This is a genomic window from Candidatus Protofrankia californiensis, assembly GCF_900634765.1.
In the GTDB taxonomy this organism is placed as follows: Bacteria; Actinomycetota; Actinomycetes; order Frankiales; family Frankiaceae; genus Protofrankia; species Protofrankia californiensis.
Map to the genome: position 1 here is coordinate 1 of NZ_CAAAFT010000029.1, position 8980 is coordinate 8980.

An 8980-nucleotide genomic window follows, 5' to 3' on the forward strand; every position below is an offset into this window, starting at 1 on the left:
CGGGCACGTCCGGGTCAAGCAGGGTGGTCACGTTCCGCTGAATGCCGGTCGCCACGACAGCAGCATCCTTTCGAGAAGTCGGACGATGGCGTCCACGGTGAGTCCGAGAAAGGCATAGACGACCAGGCAGACGACGATGATGTCGGTCCGCTGGAACTCCTGGGCGTCGTTCATGAGTTGCCCTAGACCTCGGTTGGCGTTGATCTGCTCGGCGAAGATGAGCGCGAGCCACGAGATGGCCAGGGAGAAGCGGAGACCGACCAGGACGTTCGGCAGCGCACCTGGCACGATGACGTGCCGGATCAGCCCCAGGCGGGTCAGCCCGACCGTGCGGGCGGCTTCGACGAGGTCGGAGTCGACGTTGCGGATACCGGCATAGGTGTTGATGTAGAGCGGGAAGGTGACACCGAAGGCGACCAGGGCGATCTTCGGCGTCTCGCCGATGCCGAACCAGATGATGAACAGTGGGATGAGGCCCACGAACGGCACGGTCCGGATCATCTGTACCGACGCGTCGATGAGGTCCTCGCCAAGCCGGAACAGCCCCGCGATCAGTGCCAGGAGGATACCGACGGACCCGCCGAGTAGCACGCCGCTGCCGGCGCGACGCAGCGACACCGCGATCGCCTTCGGCAGCTCGCCGCTGCTGACGAGGTCTGCGAAGGTGGTGACGACGGTCCATGGCGAGGCAAGCAGGTCGGTGGACGTGCTGCCGCTCCAGCTCGCGATCTGCCACAGCAGCAGCAGGAGCAGTGGGCCCACCGGTCGCCGGATCCAGCGTGGCACGCCGCGCCGTCTGGCGGCCGACGCAGTGACCGTTATCAGCGTGGGGGCGCTGCGGGCGGGCGTGCCGCTCGTTGCCGCCTGCGCGCCCTGTCCGTCGGTGTCGACAGCCGGGTCGGGCACGCGCGTCGTCGTGTCGTTCCCGGCAGTAAGTGTCTGTATTGTCACAAATTCTCCGCTTTGGATGCATTTCTGGCACTGCCGGAGGTCCGCCGTACATAAGGCCGACGGTGACGCGGTCAGCGCGCCGCTGCAGGCATTACAGGGTCAGTGGTAGTGGCCGCAGGCGTCGCGGGGTCAGGTGGCCGCACGTAGCTGGAGGTGGCTGGATTGCTGTTCACCTGCGCCACCGGCCCACAAAGTGACTAGCAGTCAGCCGTAAGAAGGGCATGTGTCGCGGAGGATCTGCTGGCAGATATGGCATGTTTGCTGCGCATCCGGAAAACAGATCACTTTGCGTGATCGGAAATTCTTGGAGCAGGCGTGCTGCGGCGCTCCTGGGTCACCTGCTGGGTGGGGTCATGTCCTGGTCCAGGAGGCCGGACAGGCGGCAGACTTCACCCGAAGAAGGTCGATGTGACCCCGAGTAACCAGAAGCGCCGGCTTGAACATGAAATCAACGGAAGCATGACGCTCCTACCGGCGTCAATGGACCAACTTATGTGACGCATATCACTTTTCCACTCCTTGACTGAACAAGCGAAAAATACGCAGAGTGCTGTTTTGTGCCTGCTGAGACCGTCCTGACGCGACGTCGTTGCGTGGATTACGGTCGGGCCTGGAGCAGCCGCTGTCGATGACGGCCTTGCCGGCGCCGTCGTTGCGAATCCGGTCGGTGCATGGCCGCTTTCCCACGGTAGTGCAACTTTCTGTAATCAGAATTTTCGCTGGGTCGTCAGACGTTTTTGTCGCCCGGCCGGTTTCTGGTTGTCGCTCAGCCGGTTTCCATCGGCGGGCGGCCACCTGACCCGTCTCCCTCCACCATCACATCCACATTCGCGGACGGAAGAAGTCCGCGTATCGGAGTTGCCTGATGCCACGCCTGTCCACCCGTCCAAGACCTCGCCTGATCGCCGGCATCGTCGCACTCGCGGCCCTGTCGTTGGCCGTTGCCTGTGGCGGGGGATCCGATTCCTCCGACGCGAAATCGCCGGCGGCGGGTGCCACGCCGGACCTGTCCGGCGTGACCCTCCGGGTCGCAGACCAGGTCGGTCAGCTCAAGGCAGTGGTCGAGGCGTCCGGCGTGCTCAAGGGCGCTCCGTACAAGGTCGAATGGTCGGACTTCTCCGCCGCCGCCCCACTGCTGCAGGCGCTGCGGGCGAACGCCGCCGACATCGGCGGTGCCGGCGACGCTCCCGTCCTCGCCTCGATCGGTTCCGGTGCACCGCTGAAGATTGTCGGTGCGACTCGTCACTCCGCGAAGGGTGTCGCACTCCTGGTCCACAAGGACTCGCCCATCCAGAGTGTGGCGGAGCTGAAGGGCAAGACCGTCTCAGCGACCACGAAGGGCAGCGTCGGACATTTCCTGCTGCTCGGCGCGCTCAAGGAGGCCGGGCTCACCCCGAACGACGTGCAGATCTCGTTCCTGTCGCCGCAGGCGGCGGGTGCTGCCTTCGATTCCAACCAGATCGCAGCCTGGGCCACCTGGGATCCCTACATCGCGCTGTCGGAGGCGAAGGGCGCTCGTGTCATCCGGGACGGTGCCGGGATCAGCGCCGGGCTCGGGTTCACCGTCGGTTCGGAGCAGGCTCTCGGGGATCCGGCGAAGCGCGCGGCCATCGCCGACTTCCTGACCCGTCAGGGCAAGGCATACGAGTGGTCGAACACCAACAAGGAGGCATTCACCAAGTTGTTCGCCTCCCTGACGAAGCTGCCCGAGCCGGTGGCGGCGACGGTGGTCGGCCGCCGGAACGTAGCCGTTGTCCCGATCGACGACACGGTCGTCAAGGACCTGCAGAGCACTTCGGACGTCTACACCGAGGCCGGCGTTCTCGACAAGAAGCTCGATGTGGCCTCGTTCCTGCTCCGATCGCTGAGCAGTTGACTGCAGCTGTGGAACAGACTGGAAGAGACTGAAGCCCGTCAACCATCCGCGTCCACTACCGGCCGAAGGAGGAGCGATCATGTTTTTCGCGCTGCCGGAGGCCCAGGCCCCTTGCTCACTCAGAGCCCAGTCGGAGGCTGGTTATGCCGCAGCCCTTCCCGCGCATCATCGTCCTGAGTGGAAACCCTCGCCCAGCTTCGCGGACGCTTGCGGTCGCCCGCGCGGTTGCCGGCCGGATCCGGGACGGCCTGGCCGCTGATCCCGTGTTCAATGCGGGGGCGCCCACGGATCCCGTTGACATCGACCTCGCCCTGCTGGCACGGGACCTGTTCGCCGACGCCGACGCAGCTGTCGCCACCGCGTTGGAGTCCGTACGCGAGGCAGGCGTGCTCGTCGTGGCGACGCCGGTGTACAAGGCCAGCTACACAGGTCTGCTCAAGGCGTTCCTCGATCAGCTCCCATCGGGTGGGCTGGCCGGTGTGGTCGCCGTACCGGTGATCGTGTCAGGTGCGCCGGCGCATCTGGGTGTTGCCGAGCTTCATCTGCGTCCACTGCTGGGTGAACTCGGCGCGACCGTTGCCGTCCCAGCGTTCTCGATCCTCGAAGCCCAGTTGCCGGATCTCGACGAACAGGTCGCCGGCTGGTCCGCGGCGAACAGTGGGCTGGTCCAGGCGGCCGTCGCGGCGCTGGCAGCACGGGCATCGGCCACTGCGGCGCCGGCTGCTTTGGTGTCGGCCACCGGATCGGAGCGTGCGCGTTGAGCCGCCCGGCCCGGCCCGCGTCCGCCACCGCCCGTCGTGCGCCGGAGGCCCAGGTTCCAGGATCACTGGATGGTCACGGCATTGCTGATGCCCCGGTGGTCCGGCTTGTCGGCGCTGCTCCCGCCGGCACCGACGATGCTGCTGAGCGCGGAGTCGACCCGGATGCCTACCGCCAGGTCTTCCGCCGGCACGCGGCAGGAGTGACGGTGGTGACCCTGGAAGGAGTATCCGGCCCGGTCGGTTTCACCGCGACGTCGGTAGCCTCGCTGTCGCTTGAACCGCCGCTGATCTCGCTGTCCGTGGCGTCGACGTCCTCAAGCTGGCCGGCGTTGCTCGTCGCGGACACGGTGGTCGTACATCTGCTCTCCGATGGCCAGCGCGACACGGCTCACCGCTTCGCCACCAAGGGGGTCGACCGGTTCGCTCCGCCGACCCGCTGGACGCGGCTGCCGACCGGTGAACCGTTGCTGGTCGAGGCGGAGGCCTGGGTTCGGGCACGGCTTGAGCACCGCGTTGCCACCGGTGACCACCGTCTGCTGGTGGCCCGGGTCCTGCAGGCGCACACCGGTGACGACGCGACGCCGCTGATTTACCACGACGGCCGCTACGGGACCTTCACCGAAAGTGATACCGGATGAGCGCAGAATTTCACCCGAACGTGGTTTTATAAATCCTTTGATCCGAATAACGTGGGGGGCGAAACGGTGCGCCTGAAAATAGTCGAGCGAATGCCGCCGGGACGACGCAGATCCCGGTTTCGCGCCTTTTCCGTACTGCTTGTGGCCCTGGTTGCGATGGCTGGCCTGGCTGCCTGCGGCGGGGATTCGGACAAGCCCACCGCCACTGCGTCCGCGGGAGTCACCGGCACACCGGACCTCAGCGGCGTCACCCTGCGTGTCGGAGAGACCGGGTATCAGCGGCAGCGGCTCTATCTTGAATCCGCTGGCTTGTCCAACACGCCGTACAAGGTCGAATACGTTACGTTTGACAGCGGGAGTCTGCAGCTTCAGGCGATGGCTGCCGGGAACCTGGACCTCGTAAGTGCGAGCGAGATCCCGCCCATCTTCGCCAGCCAGTCCGCGGGCGGCGGCAATTTCAAGGTCATCGCGGTGCTGCAGAGCAACACCCTCCTGCAGGAACTCCTCATTCCCAAGGGTTCTCCGGTGAAGTCGGTGGCCGACCTGAAGGGAAAGAAGATCGGCTATGTCGCCAGCACGACCGCCCACTACTTCCTGTTCAAGCTGCTGGAGCAGGCGGGCCTCGGCTGGAACGACGTCGAGCCGGTCAAGCTGACCGTCCCCAACGGCGTGACCGCTCTGCTGTCAGGCAACATCGACGCACTTGCGACATACGGCACCGCCGTCATCACCGCGAAGCAGGCTGGCGCGACGACGCTGGGTAGCGGCGAGAAGATCCTGTCCGGTAACTTCAACTACGCCGCCACACCGAAGGCGATAGCCGACCCGGCCCTGCACGCGGCCATCGTCGACTTCCTCGGCCGCCAGCAGAAGGCATACGCGTGGGCCCGAGCGCATCCCGACGACTGGGCGAAGGCCACTGCCGAGCAGACGAAGCAACCTCTGACGCAGGCCCTGGAGGTCTTCAGGACCGGTGAGGAGCAGCGGCCCTCCAAGCTCCTCCCGACCTCCCCGGCGGCCATCGCCTCCGAGCAGGACGTCGCGGACGTCTTCGTCAAGGCGGAACTGCTGAAATCCAAGGTGGACGTGGCCGGTTACTGGAGTACGGCATTCAACGCCGAGATCGAGAAAATCGGCGCCTGACCGACGGCGTTGTCGGCCACGGCCACCCGGGTTTTGTCCACCGGCAGCCACATCTCCCGGAAAGGGTGACCCATGTCGATCCAGAGCGCTCCACCGTCAGTTGCGCCATCGCGTCAGTCGCGTCAGGAGCTGCTGGTCGAGCTGGCCGCCGAGTTCGCCGAGACCGCGGCCGAACACGACCGGTCGGGGATTTTCCCGGTGGCGAACCTCGACCGGCTGCGCCAGGCCGGGCTGGTCGGGCTCACGGTCCCCGTTGCCTACGGCGGCGCGGAGGCAGACCTGTCCGACGTGGTCGAGGTGCTCGGGACGATAGCCCGCGGCGACCCGTCGACCGCGCTGGTCCTTGCCATGACCTACCTCATCCATGCACATTACGGACGTTCCGGAGAATGGCCCGAGGAGGCATACGCGCCCGTTGCGCGTTCCACCGTCGAAGAGGGTGCGATGGTCAACGGGCTGCGGGTGGAACCCGACCTCGGCACCCCCGCACGTGGCGGTATACCCGCGACGACGGGGCGCTGGACAGGGGACGGCTGGGAGCTCACCGGCCACAAGATCTATTCGACGGGCGCGCCGGTGCTGCGTTGGATGCTGGTGTGGGGAGCCACCGATCCCGCCAGCGATCCGGTGGGGGATGCCGCTTCCCAGGAGCAGCCGGAGTCTTCCCAGGAGCAGCCGAAGTCGCGCGAGCCGCGGGTCGGCACCTTCCTGGTGCCGGCGGACGCCCCGGGCATCGAGATCATCCGTACCTGGGACCACTTCGGTATGCGCGCAACCGAAAGCCATGACGTGGTCTTCAACCGGGTGCGTCTGGACGCTGGAGCGGGGATCGCGCTGACTCCCGTGTCGAAGCTGAAGGACCCGGCGGCGGCCGGATCCAACATCGCATCATGGAACGGCCTGGCCATTTCGGCGATCTATCTGGGGGTCGCCGAGGCCGCCCGCGACTGGCTGATCAGCTTTCTGCACGAGCGGGTACCGTCCAACCTCGGCAAGCCGTTGGCGAGCCTGCCGCGGTTCCAGGCAGCTGTCGGGGAGATCGACGTCACGCTGACCACGATCCGGATGCTCGTTGAGACGACCGCGCGTGAGGTCGACGCAGGGAAGGCGGTTCTCGCCTCCAGCGGTAGCGCCGTGAAGTCGGTCGTCACGAACGCCGCGATCAACGTGGTGGGCCAGGCGGTTGCCCTGATCGGCAATCCCGGCCTGACACGCGCGAACCCACTGGAGCGTCACTACCGAAACGTGCTCTGCGGCCGGGTGCACACCCCGCAGGATGACGCCATTCACGCCGCGGCCGGCCGCGCCCTGCTGACTCGCTAGCGCGCCGGTCAGTAACCATGCGTGGCCTGGCGAACTGTGGCATGCGTCGATGAGTGCTGGCCACCCAGAAGATCGGCGCGAGTTTGTTGATGTGTACGCTAATGTGGCCGAAAAGCGTACACATCGACAAAATCGTTTAGATCATGGTCTGCGTGGTGGTTGCGGCCGGGAACGGGACCGGTCAGGGCATCGAGCGGAACGGCAACGAACGCACACGCATCCGGTCCCGGACGAAGGTCACGACAGCACCGGCCCCCAGGTCGTCCTTGACCTGCGACAGGTTGGCGAGAAGCAGATCGGCCTGTTGGTCGGGGCTCAACTCATTGAGATGTCGCAGCAGTACGAACGACGGCTTCGCGCCGCCGGTCCGCGCGAGGATCGCGCTGAAGTCACTGTCACTGGAGACGACTATGTGATCATGTTCGATCGCCCACGCGGTGATGGCGGTGTCGGTAGCTGCGCCGAGACCGACGTCAATGACGTGGCTGGCGGTGAAACCGCCGTCAGCCAGCCTCGCCGCGACGCGAGGAGACAGATTCGCGTCGATCAGGAGCTTCACGCCGAAGCGGCCAAGGGCAGTTCTCGCTCGCTGACGGCGGCGGCCGCGTATCTGAGCGCGGCCAGCACGTCGGTGTACTCGAGGTAGGGATAGTCAGCCAGCACTTCGTCTATGGACCGACCGCCCGCGAGCTGCCCGACGACGGCACTGACCGTCACCCGCAGACCCCGGATACAGGGCAGCCCGCCCATCTGCTCGGGATCAACCGTGATGCGTTCGAAGGCCACCCGTTCATGGTACGGCCGCCGGAACGCGTTTCCAGCGCCCGTGTTCGCACTGTAGTCCCACGGGGCTGCCTCGACAGGCAGGGCAGGCAGGAAGAACATCACGGACTGTCGGCGGCTGAGAAGCTGATTACGGTCGGAGGCGGCGTGATTATGGTTTTTGTCGCGCTGCCGGCGGCTGGAAATCAACCACGGTGTCGCTGCTCGGAGGATGGAGTTCCGTGTACAGCTCGTGGGCGCCGTCGGAGCGTGTCGCCTCGTAGAACAGCCGGGTTCCGCCGTCGGTGAGCTCGACGACGCTCAGGTAGCGCATACCTCCGGCGCCGTGGGGTGACACCGCGGCCGGTTCGTCGCCCACCGCGTGGAACCGGTCGTTCAGGGTGAGCCCGACGGCAATCCCGGTACGTTCCTCCCAGTTCTCCTCGGCCGATGCGCGGCCGTCATAGTAGGCGATCGGCTGCCGCTCGTCGCAGAGGACCGAGGAGATCCGGACCCCGCGGCGGTCCCAGGCGCCGGGACGCGGTGCGAGCGCGGTGCCTCGCCAGGTCCAGGTCAGGCCGTCCGGGCTGGTCGCGTGGCGGGTCTCCATCCGGTCCGTGGCGTCCGGGTCGTCCAGGAAGTGGCACGAGGCCCACAGGTGCCAGCCCTTGTCCGTCCGGACCAGCACCGGGTCCTTGACCGCGGTGTGGGCGTCCCCGGGAAGGACGGTGCGACGGTCGGCCGGGTCGAAGCCGCTCGGGGAATCCGCCTCCAGGAGGTCGACCCACCAGTGCGGACTGTTCGGGGTGGCGCAGCTGACGTAGAGCCGCCACCGGCCTTCGGGCGTGACGACGAGCGCAGGGCGCTCCAGGGACTCCGCGCCGAAGGGTTCCCGGTCGATCGTGGTTATCGTTTCGAACCGCTCACCATCGGTGGACCTGGCGATGACGACGGCGTATCCACGGCCATGTCCGAGCGGACGGCGTAACCGGTAGGCCAGATAGAAGATTCCATCGACGAGAATCGCGCTCGGCGCTCCCGCCCAGTACCCGGGACCGTCGCCGGGCGGTGGCACAACGGTCACGGCAGTATCCCACAGGGGAAGCGGCGGTTTGGACGTACGCAGAGCTTCCTTCGTCACCACCGGCCCAACTGTAGCGATCCGGTGAACAGCGGCGGGGCGCAGGCTCCCGGCGGGCGCAGACCGCGGCGCAGTCACAGCAGACGGCATCCGTATGCTCCGCCTCGGACGGGCGAGCCCGGGTAGCGTCGTGAGGGTGAGCGCGACGGGCGAGCGCCGGCAGCTGGAACCGCTCCCGTACGACGGTGTGCTGTCGGTGACGGTGGGGACGGTCCTGTGGTTCGTTGGCCTGGTCGTGATGCTGCCGTTCTGGGATGATCTGCGCGATGCCGGTCACCTGTGGTTGATCGCTACCGCCGCCGTCGGTTCGGTGCTCGGCCTGGCCGGCATCTGGTCCACGACCCGCCGCCGCAACCGCCTGCGCCGGCAGGTTCCCCCCGTCCAT

At 66.6% G+C, this 8980-nt stretch carries 10 protein-coding genes; 6 read left to right on the plus strand and 4 right to left on the minus strand.

Annotation, left to right across the window (positions count from 1 at the left end):
• Positions 1 to 27 precede the first annotated feature (27 nt).
• On the minus strand, positions 28 to 906 hold the full coding sequence (locus DD1DGNOD_RS01260; RefSeq protein ID WP_131769257.1) for an ABC transporter permease subunit: 879 nt from the start codon (positions 904 to 906) through the stop codon (positions 28 to 30).
• A gap of 910 nt (positions 907 to 1816) precedes the next feature.
• Between DD1DGNOD_RS01260 and DD1DGNOD_RS01265 the strand changes: the two genes are divergently transcribed.
• From DD1DGNOD_RS01265 to DD1DGNOD_RS01285, 5 genes are all read left to right on the plus strand, one after another.
• On the plus strand, positions 1817 to 2827 hold the full coding sequence (locus DD1DGNOD_RS01265; protein WP_131769256.1) for an ABC transporter substrate-binding protein: 1011 nt from the start codon (positions 1817 to 1819) through the stop codon (positions 2825 to 2827).
• Between the two features lie 143 nt (positions 2828 to 2970).
• The gene (locus DD1DGNOD_RS01270) at positions 2971 to 3588 is read left to right on the plus strand and encodes an NADPH-dependent FMN reductase (RefSeq protein WP_131764730.1); all 618 of its coding nucleotides are present in this window, start codon (positions 2971 to 2973) and stop codon (positions 3586 to 3588) included.
• A 95-nt stretch (positions 3589 to 3683) separates the two neighbouring features.
• Entirely contained in the window at positions 3684 to 4226 is a 543-nt protein-coding gene (locus DD1DGNOD_RS01275; protein ID WP_241255388.1) for a flavin reductase family protein, read from the plus strand.
• A 156-nt stretch (positions 4227 to 4382) separates the two neighbouring features.
• On the plus strand, positions 4383 to 5369 hold the full coding sequence (locus DD1DGNOD_RS01280; protein WP_131764732.1) for an ABC transporter substrate-binding protein: 987 nt from the start codon (positions 4383 to 4385) through the stop codon (positions 5367 to 5369).
• 72 nt (positions 5370 to 5441) lie between these two features.
• Complete coding sequence (locus tag DD1DGNOD_RS01285; protein WP_131764733.1) at positions 5442 to 6692, plus strand: acyl-CoA dehydrogenase family protein; 1251 nt, start codon at positions 5442 to 5444, stop codon at positions 6690 to 6692.
• 181 nt (positions 6693 to 6873) lie between these two features.
• Here the strand turns inward: DD1DGNOD_RS01285 and DD1DGNOD_RS01290 are convergent, their stop codons facing one another.
• From DD1DGNOD_RS01290 to DD1DGNOD_RS01300, 3 genes are read right to left on the minus strand one after another with little or no spacing between them, the layout of a single operon-like run.
• On the minus strand, positions 6874 to 7251 hold the full coding sequence (locus DD1DGNOD_RS01290) for a DUF5615 family PIN-like protein (protein WP_131764734.1): 378 nt from the start codon (positions 7249 to 7251) through the stop codon (positions 6874 to 6876).
• Complete coding sequence (locus DD1DGNOD_RS01295; RefSeq protein ID WP_131764735.1) at positions 7248 to 7577, minus strand: DUF433 domain-containing protein; 330 nt, start codon at positions 7575 to 7577, stop codon at positions 7248 to 7250. Before DD1DGNOD_RS01295 ends, DD1DGNOD_RS01290 begins: the two co-directional genes overlap by 4 nt.
• 49 nt (positions 7578 to 7626) lie before the next feature.
• Positions 7627 to 8598: a hypothetical protein gene (locus DD1DGNOD_RS01300; protein ID WP_131764736.1), complete on the minus strand. Its 972-nt coding sequence runs from the start codon at positions 8596 to 8598 to the stop codon at positions 7627 to 7629.
• A 133-nt stretch (positions 8599 to 8731) separates the two neighbouring features.
• Here DD1DGNOD_RS01300 and DD1DGNOD_RS01305 point away from each other — a divergent pair.
• Positions 8732 to 8980: DUF2530 domain-containing protein (locus tag DD1DGNOD_RS01305; protein ID WP_131769258.1), on the plus strand; the 249-nt coding region annotated here is incomplete at its 3' end.

Excerpts from the sequence above, each read along its gene's own strand:
- DD1DGNOD_RS01265 (WP_131769256.1), top strand. The coding sequence starts at position 1,817 with ATGCCACGCCTGTCCACCCGTCCAAGACCTCGCCTGATCGCCGGCATC.
- DD1DGNOD_RS01270 (WP_131764730.1), top strand. The coding sequence starts at position 2,971 with ATGCCGCAGCCCTTCCCGCGCATCATCGTCCTGAGTGGAAACCCTCGC.
- DD1DGNOD_RS01280 (WP_131764732.1), top strand. The coding sequence starts at position 4,383 with ATGGCTGGCCTGGCTGCCTGCGGCGGGGATTCGGACAAGCCCACCGCC.
- DD1DGNOD_RS01285 (WP_131764733.1), top strand. The coding sequence starts at position 5,442 with ATGTCGATCCAGAGCGCTCCACCGTCAGTTGCGCCATCGCGTCAGTCG.
- DD1DGNOD_RS01295 (WP_131764735.1), bottom strand. The coding sequence starts at position 7,577 with ATGTTCTTCCTGCCTGCCCTGCCTGTCGAGGCAGCCCCGTGGGACTAC.